At 56.1% G+C, this 17230-nt stretch carries 13 protein-coding genes; 7 read left to right on the forward strand and 6 right to left on the reverse strand.

Annotation, left to right across the window (positions count from 1 at the left end):
- Positions 1-210 precede the first annotated feature (210 nt).
- The 6 genes from H7B67_RS16065 to H7B67_RS16090 form a co-directional block, all read right to left on the reverse strand.
- Positions 211-1245 (reverse strand): glycoside hydrolase family 88/105 protein, encoded by a 1035-nt coding sequence (locus H7B67_RS16065; protein WP_185120877.1) that lies wholly within the window; start codon positions 1243-1245, stop codon positions 211-213.
- A gap of 59 nt (positions 1246-1304) precedes the next feature.
- On the reverse strand, positions 1305-2144 hold the full coding sequence (locus H7B67_RS16070; RefSeq protein WP_185120878.1) for a carbohydrate ABC transporter permease: 840 nt from the start codon (positions 2142-2144) through the stop codon (positions 1305-1307).
- A gap of 1 nt (position 2145) precedes the next feature.
- Positions 2146-3051, reverse strand: coding sequence for a carbohydrate ABC transporter permease (locus tag H7B67_RS16075; RefSeq protein WP_185120879.1), 906 nt, complete (start codon positions 3049-3051; stop codon positions 2146-2148).
- A 386-nt stretch (positions 3052-3437) separates the two neighbouring features.
- Positions 3438-4781, reverse strand: a complete 1344-nt coding sequence (locus tag H7B67_RS16080) for an ABC transporter substrate-binding protein (protein WP_185120880.1) — start codon at positions 4779-4781, stop codon at positions 3438-3440.
- Positions 4782-4892: 111 nt separating this feature from the next.
- Positions 4893-6455, reverse strand: coding sequence for a response regulator (locus H7B67_RS16085; RefSeq protein WP_185120881.1), 1563 nt, complete (start codon positions 6453-6455; stop codon positions 4893-4895).
- 3 nt (positions 6456-6458) lie between these two features.
- A complete protein-coding gene (locus H7B67_RS16090) occupies positions 6459-8204 on the reverse strand; it encodes a cache domain-containing sensor histidine kinase (RefSeq protein WP_185120882.1) in 1746 nt (581 codons plus the stop codon).
- Between the two features lie 266 nt (positions 8205-8470).
- Between H7B67_RS16090 and H7B67_RS16095 the strand changes: the two genes are divergently transcribed.
- From H7B67_RS16095 to H7B67_RS16125, 7 genes are all read left to right on the forward strand, one after another.
- Positions 8471-9115 carry a helix-turn-helix transcriptional regulator gene (locus H7B67_RS16095; RefSeq protein ID WP_185120883.1) on the forward strand — a complete coding sequence of 215 codons (645 nt, stop codon included), beginning with the start codon at positions 8471-8473 and terminating at the stop codon, positions 9113-9115.
- Between the two features lie 347 nt (positions 9116-9462).
- Positions 9463-9927: a RidA family protein gene (locus tag H7B67_RS16100; protein WP_185120884.1), complete on the forward strand. Its 465-nt coding sequence runs from the start codon at positions 9463-9465 to the stop codon at positions 9925-9927.
- A 99-nt stretch (positions 9928-10026) separates the two neighbouring features.
- Positions 10027-11118: a sugar ABC transporter substrate-binding protein gene (locus H7B67_RS16105; protein WP_185120885.1), complete on the forward strand. Its 1092-nt coding sequence runs from the start codon at positions 10027-10029 to the stop codon at positions 11116-11118.
- A gap of 17 nt (positions 11119-11135) precedes the next feature.
- A complete protein-coding gene (locus H7B67_RS16110) occupies positions 11136-13676 on the forward strand; it encodes an ATP-binding cassette domain-containing protein (RefSeq protein ID WP_185120886.1) in 2541 nt (846 codons plus the stop codon).
- Between the two features lie 52 nt (positions 13677-13728).
- Positions 13729-14742: a Gfo/Idh/MocA family protein gene (locus H7B67_RS16115; protein WP_185120887.1), complete on the forward strand. Its 1014-nt coding sequence runs from the start codon at positions 13729-13731 to the stop codon at positions 14740-14742.
- A 34-nt stretch (positions 14743-14776) separates the two neighbouring features.
- Positions 14777-16225: an aldehyde dehydrogenase family protein gene (locus tag H7B67_RS16120; protein WP_185120888.1), complete on the forward strand. Its 1449-nt coding sequence runs from the start codon at positions 14777-14779 to the stop codon at positions 16223-16225.
- A 4-nt stretch (positions 16226-16229) separates the two neighbouring features.
- On the forward strand, positions 16230-17216 hold the full coding sequence (locus H7B67_RS16125; protein WP_185120889.1) for an ABC transporter permease: 987 nt from the start codon (positions 16230-16232) through the stop codon (positions 17214-17216).
- Positions 17217-17230 lie beyond the last annotated feature (14 nt).

Below are 17230 nucleotides of genomic sequence, written 5' to 3' on the forward strand. Positions count from 1 at the left end.
GGGACTGCCGGATGTGAGAAAAAGGTAGTTTGAATGCGCACATCAGCATGGAAGAGTGTCGCTTGGCGGAAGAAGGTAACCAGACTGCCTACATGAGCGCAGGGGACTGGCGAATGTGAGAAGAAGGCAGTTTGAATGCGCCTATGATCAAACAACTAACAAACAAGTCAAGTCCCCCACTGGCTTCTAGAGGGGGGACTTGAATATCGATCAATAAGGATTCTTCTTCGAATTAAGAATCTCCGCCAGGAAGGTCAAGGTCAGGCCTTGGCCCCAGCCCTGGATGCGCTTGTCCGGGACGCCGCGGTAGCCGTCGGCGTTCTGCATGACGGCCGTGCCGGCGGAGACGCCGGTGACGGTGCCGTCCTCGGTGATGCGCGCGAGGATGCCGTCGATCGCCTTCTGCGAGTACTTGTTGTACAGGCGGCCCTTCGCGAGGACAGCGGTGGCGATGCCGGCGGAGCCGGACGTCTCGAGCGGCGAAGAAGGATCGTTCAGGATCGTGTGCCACAGGCCGGACTCCGGATCCTGCAGGCGGACGATCGAGCTGAGCTGGTCGCGCAGCGAGCACTCGATGATCATGAAGTTCGGCAGGTCGACCGGAACGAGGTCGAGCGCGCGGGTCATGGTCAGCGCGGCCCAAGAGTTGCCGCGGCACCAGTGGACGCCGGACATGTGGTTGCCGGCGATGTTGTCCCAACCGTGGTAATACAGGTTGTTCACCGGATCCTGCAGCACGTTCTCGTGGCCGTGGTACTGGCGCAAGCCGTCTTCAAAGTAATCCTTCCGTCCGAGCAGCGTGCCGATGCGAAGCAGGAAGTAGCCCGCCATGAACATCGTATCGACCCACGCTTGCTCCGGGAAGTTGTACGTCTCGGAGTTGACCGTGTGCTGGAAGATGCCGTCGCCGAAGCGAACCGCTTCGTGAGTCAGGTACTCGGCCATCTCCTTGGCCGTGTCCATATATTTTTCTTCCTTGTAGACTTCGTACAGAGTGAGCAAGGAGTGACCGATCGAAACCCCGTTAACCGACAGCTTAGGCAAGCCGTCCTCCATATTCTCGTCTACCCACGCTTTTACCTTTTCCAAATACTCGATCTTGCCCGTCGCCGCATAAGCCTCGCAAACCCCGTAGAACGCGACGCCGCCCGGCCAGTCCCAGCTGAAGTCCATGCGGAACGTGCGATCCACGACTCTATCGATGACTTTCTTAATCTCATTCTCGTCAAAAACCAATGCCGGCATATCGTCTGCCCCTTCCGGAATGTCTAGATTGTTGATTTGGTCCCTGTTTTCCATAAGCGTTATTTCAACCCGCTAGTCGCGATGCCTTCCACGATATAACGTTGGAAGAGGAAGAAGATGATGAACACCGGAAGCAAGCTCAGGATGGACATCGCGAACATGCCGCCCCAGTTGTTCAGGGATTCGCCGTCGAGGAACAGCTTCAGCGCCAGCGATACCGGGTACAGGTCCGGCTTGTTTAAGTACAGAAGCGGGTGGTAGAAGTCTTCCCAAGTCCAGTAGAAGGAGAAGATCGCCGCGGTCACGAGAGCCGGTACGCACAGAGGCAGGATGACCTTGAAGAAAATGCCGTACTTGGAGCAGCCGTCGATCTTCGCCGCCTCGTCCAGGTCGAGCGGAACGGTGCGGATGAACTGCATGATCAGGAAGATGAAGAACGGTACGCCGAAGAACTGCGGAACGATGATCGGCTTGAACGAAGACAGCCAGCCGAAGTCGGAGAACATGATGTATTGCGGGATGATCGTGACGTCGCGCGGCAGCATCATCGTCATCATCATGGCGCCGAACCAGAACGCGCGGCCGAAGAAGCTGATCCGGGTGAACGCGTAAGCGACGAGGCCGGAGCTGGCGACCGCTCCGATCGTGGAGAGGATCGCGATGATGAACGAGTTCTTGAAGAAATTCGCGAACGTGTTGCCGGCGAAGCCCGCCCAACCCGTCTTATAGTTCTCCCAAGCGATGCGGCTCGGGATGAGGCTATTGGCGGTAGTGAACACTTCCTGGCTGGGCTTGAAGGAGCTGACGAACAGCCAGATGAGTGGGTACAGCATCACGAGAGCGATACCGCCGATGAGGATATGGTAAACGAGGTTGCTCCAGCGTCTCTGAATCGCCATTTTAGTGGCCTCCTTTGTTCTCGTAATGGACCCAGTACTTCGAGGTTTGGAACAGGATCAAGGTCATGATGCCGATCACGATCAGCATGACCCATGCCATCGCGGACGCGTAGCCCATCTCGTAGTATTCGAACGCGCGCTTGTACAGGTTCAGCGAGTAGAGCAGCGTCGAATCCAGCGGACCGCCTTCGCCGCGGGAGATGATGTAGGCCGGCGTGAACGTCATGAACGAGGAGATCGTCTGGTTGATCAGGTTGAACAGGATGATCGGGCTGAGCATCGGGATCGTGATTTTGAAGAACTGGCGTACCTTGCCCGCGCCGTCGACGCCGGACGCCTCGTACATCTCCTTAGGGATGTTCTTCAGGCCCGCGAGGAAGATCAGCATCGAGGAACCGAACTGCCATACCGCCAAAGCGATGAGCGTCCAGATGGCCGTCTCCGGCGTTCCGATCCAGGACTTCGTGGACTCGATGCCGATCAGGCCGAGCGCCGAGTTGATGATGCCTTGGTCGCCGAACACTTGGGTCCAGAGAATCGAGACCGCGACGCTTCCGCCGATGAGCGACGGCAGGTAGTAAGCGGAACGGTAGAAGCCGACGCCCTTGATCGAGCGGTTGAGCAGCATCGCGACCCCGAGGGCGAACGCGAGGCGCAGAGGCACGCTGGCGAATACGTAAGTGAAGGTAACCCGAACGGATTTCCAGTACTTGTCGTCATCCGTGAACATGCGCGTGAAGTTGTCGAAGCCGATAAAGTTCGGTTTGGTCAGCATGTTATAGTCCGTGAACGAGTAGTAGAGGGAGGAGGCCATAGGGAACAAGATAAAGACCAGGAAGCCCAAAATAAACGGGGCGGAGAAAATATAACCGACAATATGGTCATTGTGGCGAAGCTTCTGCTTCATGACTTCAACTCCCTTGTATGAACGCGTTTTCTTTATGCTTTAATTATGCAATTTCAAGCGAACCTTCTGAAGGCAAAAAACCGTGGTTTTTGTTCAATTAGCCGACTTGAGGGTGCGGGTTGACGCGGATTTTTAAGGGGAAGCGAAACGCGGTTCGGGGGAAAAGGAGCACCTGATATCGAAAGGAGTAGTAACGCGGGCGGATAGGGATCGGTTATCGGAGGGGAGCCGGAATTGCGAGACTGCATGGGCGAGCGACGCGGCGAGAGCGGTCGAATCGGGATGGAGCGGCGCCCGCGCAACGAAAAGCCGCCCCGCGAGCATCGATCTGACGATCGAGGCGCGGGACGGCTTGGTTGACTCGAATATTCGCGTTAGTTTAAAGCTTACTTGCTCAGGATCTTGGTCGCTTGCTCGCGGAACTTCTTGGCCGCGTCTTCGACGGAGATCTTCTTGTACATGATCTGCTCGGCCGTTTCCTTCAGCAGCTTGTCGACTTCCGTCGCGCCGGCAGGGTTCGGAGGATCCATCTGCGTGCTGTTCTCTTCCGCCCATGCGACGTACTCGAACACCTTCGTTTGCTCAGGCGACAGGGAGTCCTTCAGAGCGTCCTTGACGGCGGAGGATACCGGCACGCCGCGTTCGCCCATGATGATCTTGTTCGCGTCGACGTTGTTCACCCAGAAGTCGATGAACTTGGCCGCTTCTTCCTTGACCTTGGAGTTCTCCGCGATCGAGAAGAACATGGAAGGCTTGAGGAACAGCGCGCCGTTCTGGTTCCAGCCCGGTACCGGCAGGATTTCGAGCGGACGGTTGGCGACTTGGGAGGACAGGATATATTGGTTCGACCAGTTCCACGTGCTGACCGCGTTGCCGAGCTCGAGCTCGCCGTCTTCCGGCGTTCCCTTCTTCTGAGCCAGCTTGTCGAGGGAGAGCAGGTAGCCGCTTTGGTACCAGTTGTTGTACATGTTGTAGAAATCGACGAAGTACTTGTCGTCGGTATAGCCGAGGCCCTTGCCGTCGGCCGCGTACATGTGCTGGCCTTGGCTTCTCAGGTAGAACGGGAAGAAGACGTCGTGGCGAAGGTCGCCGGCCAGCAGCTTGCCTTGGGACTTCAGCTTGTCGCCGAGAGCGGTGAAGTCGTCCCAAGTCCATTCTTGAGTCGGCATCGTCGCGCCGGCTTTCTCTACCATCGCTTTGTCGACCATGGCGAGGAGCGCGTTGTTGCCGAGGTTGAACGCGTACAGCTTGTCGTTCACCTTGCCGCCCGCGATCGCCGTTTCGCTGATGTTCGTCGTGTCGATCGCCTTGCTGTCGATGTACGAAGTCAGGTCGGCGATCTGGCCTTGGGTCGCGTATTGATTCAGGTAAGAGATATCCATCTGAATGACGTCGGGAAGGTTCTTCGCCGCCGCTTGCGGAGCGAGCTTCTTCCAGTAGTCGTCGAAGCTGGCGTATTCCGGCTCGATGGTGACGTTCGGATGCAGGGACTCGTACAATTCGATAACTTTAAGCGTATAATCGTGACGGGATTGGCCGCCCCACCAAGCGACGCGCAGAGTAACCGGTTCGTCGTTGCCCGTAGAGGCGGAGGCGGTTGCCGAGCTGGTGCCGGAAGCCGACGGGCTTGCGCTTGCATCGGAGCCGCTGTTGCCGTTATTGCTGTTTCCGCAGGCAGCGAGACCAAGAACCAGGGAACTCGCCAGCAGCGTAGTTAACGCTTTCTTCATTTCTTTTTCCTCCCCGTTTTGCATGTGCTTCGTCGTTATTTGTAACTGCTTACATTGTCTATTATCATGATTTCGACAGGAGAGGGTAAGGCAAAAATCCGATATGATTGTTCAAAAAGCAGAGTTCTCGGTTCCTTTCATATACTCCGACGGCGTGCAGCCGAACTGTTTTTTGAACACTTGGCTGAAATATTGCGGGTTGTCCCCGAAGCCGAGACGTTCGGCCAGCTCGAAGATCTTGATGTCGGGCTGCGCGGAGATGAGCTGGGTCGCGAGCTTCATTCGGGCTTTCATGACGTAGTTCGAGAATTTCTCCCCGGTCTCCTTCTTGAACAGCTTGCCGAGGTAGTCGGCGTTCATGTAGAGCATCTCGCCGGCCACGAAGTTGAGGGACAGATCGGGATTGCCGAGCTGATCGTCGATGATGTCGATGACCTTGCGGACGATGCTCGTATGCTTCACGACGTTCTGCTCGTAGTACCTCTCCGCGATCTCCCGGACCGTCGCCGACAGAAAATCCTGCATCGCCTGCAGGGTGTTCATCTCCAGAAGGAGCGGAAGCTTCTTGTAATTTTCGTTGATCCTTTGGGGATCGTCCAACCGGATCAAGGAGATAAACTGCTGGATCGCGTAGGTTTTGACCATGCCGATGTCGAGCTGCGCGCTCTTAAGAGGAGCAAATAGCTCGCTTAAAACCTCTTCGGCTTCCTGCAGGTGCCCGGAACGGACCGGGATCAGGATTCTCTCCTCGTCGAACTCGTAATCGTCCAGCGGCTGAGGAGACGGCGCCAGAATGTCTTTGGCGGTGATGATGCCCCCCTCGCCAAGATAGAAACGATAGTTCAGGCACTGCAGCGTCTCCTGATAAAGCGCCCTGGCGCGGATCATCTCGCCCAGGCTGCTGACGGCGATCGTCACGTCGTGCTTGTAGTATTGAAGGAAGGTGAGCCGGATGTCGGCGAGCTGCTCTTGTAGCGCTTCGGCGTCGCCCGGCTCTTCGATCAGGATAAGCACGTGATTGCCGATCGTCGTGCTGAGAAGCGTGGACTCGAGAATGTCCTCCGCGATGTTCTTGATAGCGAACAGATACTCGAACTCCGCGGGTCCCTCCAATTGGAAAAGCAGCAGCTGAACCGGACGGTCGAAGTCGTATTCGAATAAGCTGCGGTAGTAGTTCAGGTCTTGCGCGCCGTACGTTTTGTTCGTGACGAACTCCTTAAGCACCTGATCCTTGACGTGAGGGACCATCCTCTGGAACCGCTGCTTCATGTTCGCGATAAAAGCCTGCTGGTCCGAAGCGGCGTCCAGCTCGGCCACGATCTCGTCCAGCGCGGCGGCGATCTTGTTCTCGTTGGTCGGCTTCAGCAGGTAATGCTTCACGCCGTACTGCATGGCTTTGTTCGCGTATTCGAATTCGCTGAAGCCGGACAGGATAATAAAACGAATATGCGGATGCGATGCGTACGTCTTGGCGACCAGCCCGAGCCCGTCCAGGCCCGGCATGCGAATGTCCGTAATGACGATGTCCGGGGATTCAAGGACGATACGTTCGTAGGCGGCAATTCCGTTCTGCGCGGTGCCGATGAGCTCGGTGCGATGCCGCGGCCAGTCGACCATGCTCGATATGCCGTCCAGGATAATCCTCTCGTCGTCGACGAGCAGCGTTCTATACATGCCTTATCCCTCCAGTTCCTTCGGTATTCGGACGATGACCCGCGTGCCGTGACCGGGCCTGCTCTCGACCTGCACGCCATAGCTGTCGCCGAAACTCAGTTTGATCCGGTCGTCGATGTTGAGCAAGCCGATGCCCTTGCCGTTCGTTTGAAGCTCTCCGCTTCTCAGCTTGGCCAGCGTATCGGCCGGCATGCCGGGTCCGTCGTCCTCGACGGTCAGGTTCAGGCCGCTCTCCGTCTCATAGGAACGGATCGTAATCGTGCATACGCCGATAGACGGCTCCAAAGCATATTGTATCGCATTCTCGACAAGCGGCTGAAGAGTGAGCTTCGGAATGCTTAAGCTTCGGTAGCGCTCCGGAATCTCGAGAGAGAACGCCAGGCGCTCCTCGAAGCGGAATTTCTGGATCGTAATGTAGCTTTGCACGATTTCGATCTCGTCCGCCAGGGTGAGGATCGGGTCGCGTACGCTGACGGAATTGCGCAGCAGCATGCCGAGCGCTTCGACCATCTGCGAGATCTGGGTCTGCTTGTTCATCTTCGCGATCCAGTTGATCGATTCAAGCGTGTTATATAGAAAATGCGGGTTGATCTGAGCCTGGAGCGCCTTGAACTGGGTCTCCTTGATCAGCAGCTGGTTCGAGTAATTTTCGGTGATCAGGATGTTGATTCTCTCCACCATCAGGCGGAAGGTTCGCTGCAGCAGCCCGATCTCGTCCATGGTGACGTTGGCGTCGTCCGTCGCCGAGAGATTCGCTTCGACGAAATTCCCTTTCTCGGCGAGCTTCATCCGTCCGATCAGTTCTTCGATCGGACGCGTCAGGCTGCGGGCGAACCGGATTCCCCACAGAATCGCGATGGCGAAGATGCCTATGAATACGTAAACCACGATTTTCTTAATCAGAAGGATTCGCTCGAAAATCTGGTTGTACGGAGTCAGGTTCAGATAAGTCCATCCGCTCGAGGCCGAACGGTTATGCGAGATAAACATCGTTTCGTCGTTGATCTTCTGCGTGAAATAGCCCGTCCGGCTCGTCAGCTTGCCCGAGAGCTCGGTCGGGTTGAGCGAAGGCTTGCGCGGATAGATCACGTCCGTTCCGGATAGAATGTAAAGCTCTCCGTCCCCGACGGCCAGCTTGTGAACGATGGAATCGAGATCGATCCGGATGATCAGCGTTCCCAGGTAATCGAGATCGAATTTGGTATTCGAATAAGAGCGAATATCGCGCGCCAGGATAAGGGCGGAATCCTGCGCGTCCGGGTAGAACCAGACGACGCCGCCCCCGGCATCCCCGGCCCGCTGCATGATCCGGGCGCGTTTGCCGGAATCGATCGAGGCGGGATTGCCCGAATTCGTCTCGGCTCCCCGCGAGTCGATCAGTTGAATGGAACGCATGTAAGGCTCCGTTCCGCTGTAGCCGATCAGAAGATCGACCAGATCCTGGCGAAGGACGAGATCGTCGTAATCCGACGCGCTGCTGCGCAGCCGGCTAAGCACGTTCTGGAGCTGAACGTCCGCCACGATGTTGAAGGACGACTGCTCGATCTGCTTCAGCTGCGATTCGATCGCGGCCGAGCTTAGGTTCAGCACCTGCGAGGATTTGGAGTGAAGCTGCTTATCGTACTCCGAGAACGCGTACTGTTGGGCGATCAGGATGAAGGCGAAGGCGAAGATGACGATAAGCGCGATGACGATAGACAGCTTGTTTCTTATCTTCATATGACGGAACTTGCCTAACCACTTCTCCATGCTCACATCTCCAATATCGACGTTCGAAACGAATGGTCAAAACCGCTAAGATACTGAAAAGTATGTCACTTAGGTGGAAACGCTGTCAATGGAGAGGGGTGGAAGGCAGGAGCGAGCTTCAACATCGATCAAGTCAGGTTGACAATTATTTTTTGCTTGCCTAAAATTATTTTGTAAATATAACGTTCGATTCATCGCTCTTTTGCCAACAATAGAACCCAACCGCAGGATCGGATAATGGAATAATCCCATAAGGAGATCATTTAATGATTATCATTAAGCATGTAGACGAGTTTTTTGAAATGATGAAGCCGATGATCAGGCTGATTTCATCCGCTCTCGGGGCTAATTGCGAGGTCGTCCTGCACGACATGCGCAAGCCCGAGCACTCTATCGTGGGGATCGAGAACGGACATATCACCGGGCGAAAGGTGGGAGACTCCAGCACGAATCTGGGGCTGGAAGTCATTCGCAAACCGGAAGAGGAAGGCGATCTGCTTAATTATCTAACCTCCTCCAAAGACGGCAAGGTGCTTAAATCTTCTTCGCTTTATTTTTACGACGAGCAAGGCAAAGCGATTTCCTCCGTATGCATCAACTACAATATTACCGACTTCATGATGGCGGCGAACGTTCTTAACGAGTTCATCCGAACGGCCAAGAAGGTCGACGAGACGTTTACCGGCGACATCAACGACGTCATCGAGGGCTTGCTCGAGGAGGCCGTCGAGAAGGTCGGCAAGCCCGTGCCTTTCATGCAGAAGGAAGACAAGCTTAAGCTCCTTAAATATTTGGACGATAAGGGCGTATTCACGGTCAAACGTTCCATGGAACGGGTGGCCATGTTCTTGGATATTTCGAAATTCACCGTCTACAACTATTTGGAGGAAATTCGCGTAAAATCCAATTAATATTGATTTATTTTGGTTCAATCAATTTTTTTGTGTAATAAATATCAAATCATTTTTCAATGTTTACAATTAATTTAGAAGTATTTCATAGATGTCAACAATGTTTACAACCATAAATGTAACAAGAAGGTCGACTTCCGAAGTCGACCTTTCTTTGTTTTTATCAGTCTTTTCCAATGAAAACGATTCCCATTTCATGTAAACGCATTAATTATACGATGAAGTAAATATTTAAAAAAATTTTTTAATAGATTGACAAATATTTTTATGGATTATAAAATTATTTTGTAATTATCGGGTCAGAAAATATAACATCTAGATCTAGCTAAAAGGAGTGGGAATCTAATTTGTCTCGAATCGAGCAGAAGTTAATGGAGATGGGAATCGTACTGCCGGGCCCTATCGAGCCGAAATTCTCGTACGTGCCCGCCAAGACATTCGGGAATTTCGTTTACACCTCCGGTCAAGATTGCCGAATCAACGGGGTTCTGATGTACGAAGGCAAGGTAGGAGCGGAAGTTACTCTCGAGCAAGGACGCGAGGCGGCAAGGCAAACCGGGATCAATCTGCTGACGGTTCTAAAGCATCATCTCGGAGATCTGGACCGTATTAAGCAATTCGTGAAAGTGCTGGGCTGGGTCAATTCCGCAGAAGGGTTCTCGAATCAGCCCTTGGTCATTAACGGCTGCTCCGATTTCTTCGAGGAAGTCTTCGGAGAGAAAGGCAAGCATGCGCGTTCGGCGGTCTCGGCCAACGAACTGCCGTTTAATACGCCTGTCGAGATCGAAATCATCGTAGAAATCGAAGATTGACGATCGATTCTTGAGAGGGGGAATGTCTCCCAATAGCGGACGAGCTTGCTTGCAGTGTGAGGATTAGCTTTTTCGATCAAACCAAGGAGGGCACTTTAGATGAAGACAAAGAAAATCAAAGGTTTAGCATTCCTGCTCATCGTATCGCTTTTCGTATTTCTGGCAGCTTGCGGCAACTCGAACGGGAATGAAGGCTCCGGCGCCTCGCCGAGCGGCAGCGCTGCCGCGGACTCGGGAGACAAGCTTAAGCTTGGAGTCGTCGTTATCGATTTGACGAACTCCTTCTATGTAAGAATGAAGCAAGCCGGCGACGTGGCGGCAAAGGACTACGGCGTCGAAGCGGTCTGGCAGAGCGCGGACAGCTCGTTGGAGAAGCAAATCTCGATCGTCGAGAACTTCATCCAGCAGGGCGTCGATGCGATTCTGATCGATCCGATCGACGCGAACGGAATCGTTCCCGCGATCACGAAAGCGAAGGAAGCGGGCATCCCGGTCATCACGATGGGCAATAAGGTCGAAGGCGACTGGAACTACAACACGCTGTATCCGGACTACGAGAACATGGGCGCCGTAGCCCGCGCCATAGGCACCAAGCTGGGAGGAGAAGGCCAAGTCGCCTTGCTTACCGGAACGGCGGGGAACTACGTGTCCGATACTCGCGAGAAGGGCTTCACCGACGTCATGAAGGCGGAATTCCCGAATATCGAGATCGTGGGCGTGCAGCCGACAAACTTCGATTCGGCGGAAGCTCAACGCGTAACGGAAACTTGGCTGAACAACTATCCGGATCTGAACGCCATCGCCTTCATCAACGATCCGCTTGGCCTGTCCGCGATCTCGGCTGCCGAAGCGAAGGGCAAGAAGCTTTATTACGGCGGATATGACGGGGATGCGGAAATGTCGACGTTCCTGAACGACGGCTCGATGCTGATAGACGTTCTGACAGGAGCTGAGCGCGTGGGCTATTGGAACGTTGCCGCGGGCGCGCGTATCGCCAAGGGAGCGAAGTTCCCGACGGACCTGTTCATGCCGACGCACTTCGTATCCAGCGACGCTGTCGGACAAGAGCTGAAGGGGAACGGCTTCGACTACGAGTACATGACTCCGGAAGCGGCGGCGGAATTCTCCAAGAACTATACCGAAGAGATGGGACCGGATCAACCGGATGGAAGGATTAGTGGACAAGAATGACATCGGCGGGGACAAGCGTGAAGCAGCAACGATGGATGACCGGTCTTCTTAGAGACCGTTCTGGCAGAATTAATCTCACGCTGGTCGGAACCAATCTCCTGTTTATCCTCGGATTCGGTTTTATGCTGGATCACTTTCTGGCTTGGGGCAACTTCATCAACATGGGGCATCAAATGGCGATTACCGCGCTTATCGCTTTCGCGATGACGGCCGTCATTCTGACTAAAGGAATCGACCTATCGGTCGGTTCCGCCCTTGCTTTATCCGGCATTGTCGGCGCTCAAGCTTATGAAAGCGGCGTCCCTCCGATCCTTGCCTTGCTTATCGTCGTGTTGACGGGAGCGGCCGTTGGGGCGCTGAACGGGGTGTTGGTCACGACCTTCAAGATCAGCCCGTTTATCGCGACATTCGGAACGATGGCCATGTGCAAGGGGGCGGCGCTCAGCCTCTCCGATTCGAAGAGCATCCAGGTGACCGACCCGGTTATGACATGGCTGGGCTCCAAGTCGTTCGGATCGATTCCGGTGTCCATTTTTATCGTGTTTCTACTGCTGGCGATTTGGTGGGTGACTCTGAATCGAACCGTTCTCGGCCGTTATATCTATGCGACCGGGGGCAACGACGAGACGACTCGCGCGTCGGCGATCAGCAGCAGGAAGATTCAGTTCCTCGCGTATCTCCTGTCGGGAGCGTCAGCGGGTCTGGCGGCCATCCTTCTGATCGGCAGAGTGCAATCCGCTCAGCCGCTGGCCGGGAACAACCTGCAGTTCGACGTCATTACGGCCGTCGTCATTGGCGGTACCCTGCTCAGCGGTGGCGTCGGCAGCGTGATGGGCACTTTCTTAGGAGCCATTCTGGTAACGATTATCCGTACGGGCTTGTCCTTCTACGGTGCGAGTCAAGAAATTATCTATATGGTTACTGGCGGAATGATATTGCTCTCGGTCATTCTCTACCAGCCTAATATTCTTAAGAGTCTGAAGGTGTCCTTCCGGAAGTCTGCGGGAGTTTCACCCCCCGATTCTCGGACCGTCCCGATCGGCGGAGCCGCAACGGATTCGCGCGGGCGGCATACGCTTCGCCTTAACGGCATCGGCAAGCTGTACTCCGGCGTTCGCGCCTTGCAAAACGTGTCGTTCCATATTTCGTCGGGCGAGGTCGTTGCGCTCGTCGGGGAGAACGGAGCGGGCAAGTCGACCTTGGTCAAGATCATGACCGGCGTCATTACCCCGGAAGAAGGTACGCTCGAGCTTGACGGCAAGGAGATCCAGCTGCGTTCGCCGAAAGCCGCGAGAGAGGCGGGAATCGGGGTTATTCACCAGCATTACAGCTTGATTCCCGAGCTGTCCGTCTATGAGAACCTGTTTATCGGCCGGGAAGAAACGACGGGCGGCGTGCTGAACAAGTCAGAGATGAAGCGCGTCGCCAGGGAACTGCTTGACGAGTTCGAGATCCCTCTTCAGCCGGAGAGCAAGATCAGCACGCTGACGGTCGGCCAGATGCAACTGATCGAGGTGCTGAAGGCAACTTTGGGTAACCCGTGGCTTATAATCATGGACGAGCCGACGTCTTCCCTATCCAAGAGCGAAAGCGAGAAACTGTACGAGCTGATCGGCAAGCTTACCGCCAAAGGAGTGGCGATCTTCTTCATCTCGCACAAGATGGAGGAGCTGTACAAGCTCTGCAGCCGCGCGATCGTCATGCGGGACGGACAGCATGTCGGCGACGCAAGCTTGCCGGAGACCGGGGAGCAGGAGATCATCGCGATGATGGTCGGCCGCAACATCGACAGCATCTTCCCTTATCAAGAAGCGATCCCGAAGCAAATCGCGATCGAATTGGATGGCATTGGCGACGGAGAGAGGCTGAAGGACGCCACCTTGCGGGTGCGGGAAGGCGAGATCGTCGTGCTGGCCGGTCTGATGGGAGCGGGACGGAGCGAAGTCTTGAACGCTTTGTTCGGCATCACGAAGCTTCGCCAAGGATCGATCCGCGTCTTCGGGCAGAAGATCGAAAGGCCGAATCCCAAGAAGATGGCTGCCCTCGGACTCGCATACGTGCCGGAAGATCGGCATAAATCGGGCTTCGTTCCGATGTTCTCGGTACGCTATAACATGTCGCTGGCCTGGCTTCGGATGCAGAACCGGTTCGGCTTCGTTCCCCTGAAGGAAGAGAAGCAGTTGACCGACGACTTGATCCGCAAGCTTAACGTCCGCCCGGCGGATCCGAACAAGCATACGATCAACCTGTCGGGAGGCAACCAGCAGAAGGTCGTGCTCGGCAAGTGGCTCGCGGTCAATCCGAAGATTCTGCTTCTTGACGATCCGACCCGAGGAGTGGACGTCGGAGCGAAGTCGGAAATCCACCAGTTGATTGCCGGATTGAAAGCGCAAGGCGTGGCGATCCTTATCGTCTCGTCGGAGCTTCCTGAAGCGCTCGGCGTGGCGGATCGGATCGTCGTGATGCACGAAGGGCGTTCGGTGGCGGAGCTTGCGCACGGCGCTTCGGAGAAGGAAGTCATGCACTACGCTTTGGGCATGCATCTGTCTGCACGTTAACGGAGTACCGTGAAGAATGATTCCGTTCCTAAATAGAAGGGAGAACGCTCAAATGCAAAGATTAAAAATGGCCGTTGTCGGCGCAGGGGTTATGGGACAAACGCATGCCCGGACGATCGCGGAATGCGATTCCGCTGAGCTGGTTGCAATCGTGGACGTGAACGCGACGCTTGGGGCTCAGGTGGCGAACCAATTCGGAGCGAAATATATTTCCAGCATAGAGGAAGCGATGGAGGACGGCTCGATCGACGCGTTTACCGTAGCTCTCCCCGATCGGCTCCATGTTGACGCCGCTTCGAAGCTTCTATCCGGAGGCAAGGCCGTCCTTCTGGAGAAGCCGATGGCCGATACGTTGGAGGGCGCCAGGAAAATAGCGGAAGCGGCCAAGCAGGGCAACGCGCGATTGATGGTCGCCCAATTGCTCCGGTTCGACCCGCGTTACGCGACGGCCGCCGCCCGGGTTCGAAGCGGAGAGATCGGCGACGTCGTTCACGTGAACGCGAAGCGCTTCTCCTATCAGGACGTCGGCATTCGCATGAAGGGCTCGAGCTCGGTCATGTTCTATCTCGGGGTTCACGACGTCGACGCCATGCAATGGGTCACCGGCAAAAAGGTGAAGAGCGTGTTCGCGCGCGCCGTCTCGAAGATCATGCCTTTGAACGGAGTGAACTCCGAAGACGCGATCTTCGCGACGTGCCTGTACGAAGACGGCTCGATCGGCAATCTGAGCGTCTCCTGGGGCATTCCGTCCTATGCTCCTTCGGGCATCAACGCGGGACTTGAAATCGTCGGCACGAAGGGGATCATCAAGGTCGATACGGCCGATCACGGCATCAGCGTCATGAACAGCGACAAGATCGAGCTGCCGGACGCGCTTCATTGGCCGGAGGTGCACGGCCTAATCACGGGCGATTTGAAAGACGAGGTGCTGCACTTCGTAAGGGCGGTACGCGACAACAAGCCGTTCGTTATCTCGGTGGAGGAAGCGATGCAGGCGGTCGCCGTGAACGACGCGATCCTTAAGTCGGTGGAGACCGGCGGCATCGTCGAAGTCGAAGCGCTGTAACGCAAAGCCAGTGGACCCAAGGGAGGCTAACATCATGATCTACCCTATGCTTATCGATGGAGAATGGTATACCGGCAGCGAGAGCGCGCTTAAGGACGTCATCAACCCGGCTACGGGAGAGGTGCTCGGTCAGATCCCGCTCGGAACGAGGGAGGATGCGGGCAGGGCGGTCGAAGCTGCTCATCGCGCTTCCAAGCAGCTCGCGAGGATGACCGTCTTCGAGCGGGCGGAGCTGTGCGTTCGGATCGCCGATGCGGTCGAACGCAACCAGGAGAAGCTCGCCCGGCTGCTGGCGATGGAGAACGGGAAGACTTACTCGGACGCGTTAGGCGAAGTGAAGGGGGCGGTCGCGGGCAGTTTCCGCGAAGCCGCCGAACAGATCAAGTGGATGAACGACGCGATCATCCCGCTGCGGGACCGGAACATGAGGTCTTACACGTATCGCAAGCCTAGAGGCGTGTACGGCATTATCTCGCCGTGGAACTTCCCGCTAGGCAATCCTTCCGTTTATTATCTGGCTCCGGGACTGGCGGCGGGGAACGCGCTCGTCTGGGTGCCTGCCCTGACGAGCGCGGCGGTCGCGAGCGAGTTCATGCGCGTGCTGGAGGAAGCGGAGCTGCCGAAGGGCGCCTTGAACCTGGTGATCGGGGAAGGTCCGGTCGTCGGAGACGCCGTCGTCGTCCACGAGAGGACGAATGCGATCGGATTCACCGGAAGCACCCCGACCGGCAACACGATCGCGGCCCGGGCGAAAGGCAAGCCATGCCTGCTCGAGCTGGGCGGCAACGGCCCTACGATCGTGCTGGAGGACGCCGATCTCGATCTGGCGGCCGCGGCGCTCGTGCGCGCGAGCTTCGCCAATGCGGGCCAAGTGTGCACGTCCACCGAACGCGTGCTGGTTCACGACGGCATCGCGGACCGTCTCGTGAGCAAGATCGCCGAATTGACGGCAGAGGTGAAGCTTGGCGATCCGTTCGACGGCGCCACGACGATGGGCCCTGTCCATACGAGCCAAGTGGCGGATAAGGTGCTCAGCCAGACGAAAGACGCCATCGCCAAGGGCGCAAAGCTGATCGCCGGAGGCAAGGCTCAGGAAGGACGGCCGACCGGGCAGTATATCGAGCCGACCATCCTGGACCACGTGACGGTCGACGCCGACATCAACGTCGAAGAGACGTTCGGTCCGGTTCTTCCGATCCTGCGGTTCAATGACGAATCCGAGCTGCCGGCCTTGATCGCCTCGAGCCCGTTCCGTCTGGCCGCCGCCATCTTCAGCAAGAACATCGACAAGGCGATGATGATGGCCGAACAGATGGACTTCGGCTACATCAACATCAATGAAGGCAGCAATTATTGGGATACGATGATTCCGGCGGGAGGCGCTTCCGGAAGCGCCAGCGGAGTCGGGCGCAGCGGAGGCAAGTGGTCGATCGAAGAGATGACCGAATTGCGTACCGTCAACGTCCGCTTCTCGGGAGTATAAAGCGATGAAGAAGGCCAAAACAACCCAAGTGAGTCTCGCGCGGCTGCTCGATCTCGCTCCTCTGCTTTTGCTGATCGTGTTCCTCGTCGTATTCGGACTGATGGACAGCCGTATCGTGTCGGGCGCGAACCTGCTTCAGACGCTCGTGACCGCAGCGCCGATCGCGATCATGGGCATCGGAGCGATGATCGTGCTCATCTCGGGCGGTATCGACCTGTCCGCAGGTTATGGAGTAAGTCTATGCGCCGTCGTGGCGGGAGTCGTTCTCCGGGATTCCGGATCTCTGATCGTATCGGTCCTGGCTACTCTCCTCGTCGGCGCGCTGGTCGGAGTGTTCAACGGATTTTTCGTCGGCAAGCTTAAGTTGCAATCGTTTATCGTTACGCTGGGCTCCATGTCGGTTATCCAAGGGGTAACCTTGACGCTGGTGACGGGCGGAGTCATTCTGGTCACGGATCCGACTCTGAAGACGATCGGGATCAAAAGCACGTTCGGGATTCCGAACATTCTGATGATCGCCGTCGTTCTCGTCGTTCTGGCTTCCTTCCTGATCAAGCGGACGACGTTCGGGCTGCGCACGTACGGGATCGGAAGCAGCGAGGAATCGACCCGCATGTCCGGAGTGCCGATCGTCCGGCAGCAATATTTGATTTATATCTTCAGCGGAGTATGCACGGCGCTTGCGGCCCTGATGCTTATCTCCCGGGTTTCGATCGTTTCGCCGAACATCGGCGGCACCACGCTGCTTATGGATGCCATAACGGCTACGGTCATCGGAGGAACGAGTATCTTCGGCGGCAAAGGCTCCATAGCCGGCACTCTGGTCGGGGCGCTGATCATCAGCCTCATCTCGCAGGCGATGTCGACGTTCGGCGTCAGCGCGTCGAGCCTGGACTTCTTTAAGGGCTTGATTATCGTGCTTGCTCTTATCCTCGATATGGTAATTCGGGAATCCAAGGTGGTACTGAACAAACGCCGGTTGACGGCATAATTCAACTCGCAAGG

This window comes from Cohnella thailandensis (assembly GCF_014212135.1).
Taxonomy (GTDB): Bacteria; Bacillota; Bacilli; order Paenibacillales; family Paenibacillaceae; genus Cohnella; species Cohnella thailandensis.

What these genes read in the sequence shown, in the direction of transcription:
- H7B67_RS16065 (WP_185120877.1), bottom strand. Translation starts at nt 1,245, where the DNA reads ATGCCGGCATTGGTTTTTGACGAGAATGAGATTAAGAAAGTCATCGAT.
- H7B67_RS16070 (WP_185120878.1), bottom strand. Translation starts at nt 2,144, where the DNA reads ATGGCGATTCAGAGACGCTGGAGCAACCTCGTTTACCATATCCTCATC.
- H7B67_RS16075 (WP_185120879.1), bottom strand. Translation starts at nt 3,051, where the DNA reads ATGAAGCAGAAGCTTCGCCACAATGACCATATTGTCGGTTATATTTTC.
- H7B67_RS16080 (WP_185120880.1), bottom strand. Translation starts at nt 4,781, where the DNA reads ATGAAGAAAGCGTTAACTACGCTGCTGGCGAGTTCCCTGGTTCTTGGT.
- H7B67_RS16085 (WP_185120881.1), bottom strand. Translation starts at nt 6,455, where the DNA reads ATGTATAGAACGCTGCTCGTCGACGACGAGAGGATTATCCTGGACGGC.
- H7B67_RS16090 (WP_185120882.1), bottom strand. Translation starts at nt 8,204, where the DNA reads ATGGAGAAGTGGTTAGGCAAGTTCCGTCATATGAAGATAAGAAACAAG.
- H7B67_RS16095 (WP_185120883.1), top strand. Translation starts at nt 8,471, where the DNA reads ATGATTATCATTAAGCATGTAGACGAGTTTTTTGAAATGATGAAGCCG.
- H7B67_RS16105 (WP_185120885.1), top strand. Translation starts at nt 10,027, where the DNA reads ATGAAGACAAAGAAAATCAAAGGTTTAGCATTCCTGCTCATCGTATCG.
- H7B67_RS16115 (WP_185120887.1), top strand. Translation starts at nt 13,729, where the DNA reads ATGCAAAGATTAAAAATGGCCGTTGTCGGCGCAGGGGTTATGGGACAA.
- H7B67_RS16120 (WP_185120888.1), top strand. Translation starts at nt 14,777, where the DNA reads ATGATCTACCCTATGCTTATCGATGGAGAATGGTATACCGGCAGCGAG.
- H7B67_RS16125 (WP_185120889.1), top strand. Translation starts at nt 16,230, where the DNA reads ATGAAGAAGGCCAAAACAACCCAAGTGAGTCTCGCGCGGCTGCTCGAT.